Here is a 730-nt window from a genome sequence, read left to right on the forward strand (position 1 = left end):
TTGGGATAAGCCCTCGACCGATTAGTATTCGTCAGCTCCATGCATTGCTGCACGTCCACCTCGAACCTATCAACCTTGTCGTCTACAAGGGGTCTTACCAAAGGGGAAATCTCATCTTGAGGGGGGCTTCACGCTTAGATGCTTTCAGCGCTTATCCCTTCCGTACTTGGCTACCCAGCTATGCCCCTGGCGGAACAACTGGTACACCAGCGGTACGTCCATCCCGGTCCTCTCGTACTAAGGACAGCTCCTCTCAAATTTCCTACGCCCACGACAGATAGGGACCGAACTGTCTCACGACGTTCTGAACCCAGCTCGCGTACCGCTTTAATGGGCGAACAGCCCAACCCTTGGGACCTACTTCAGCCCCAGGATGCGATGAGCCGACATCGAGGTGCCAAACCTCCCCGTCGATGTGGACTCTTGGGGGAGATAAGCCTGTTATCCCCAGGGTAGCTTTTATCCGTTGAGCGATGGCCCTTCCATTCGGTACCACCGGATCACTAAGCCCGACTTTCGTCCCTGCTCGACCTGTACGTCTCGCAGTCAAGCTCCCTTTTGCCTTTGCACTCTTCGAATGATTTCCAACCATTCTGAGGGAACCTTGGGGCGCCTCCGTTACGCTTTAGGAGGCGACCGCCCCAGTCAAACTGCCCACCTGACACTGTCCCCATACCGGCTTCACGGTACCAGGTTAGAACTCGAATACGATCAGGGTGGTATCCCAAGG

At 55.5% G+C, this 730-nt stretch carries 1 rRNA gene; it reads right to left on the reverse strand.

The features are described from left to right. Position 1 precedes the first annotated feature (1 nt). Positions 2 to 730, reverse strand: a 23S ribosomal RNA gene (locus tag ACFSUC_RS11785); the annotation flags it as partial.

The sequence above is a fragment of the Marinicrinis sediminis genome, assembly GCF_042685085.1.
GTDB classification, from domain to species: domain Bacteria; phylum Bacillota; class Bacilli; order Paenibacillales; family KCTC-33676; genus Marinicrinis; species Marinicrinis sediminis.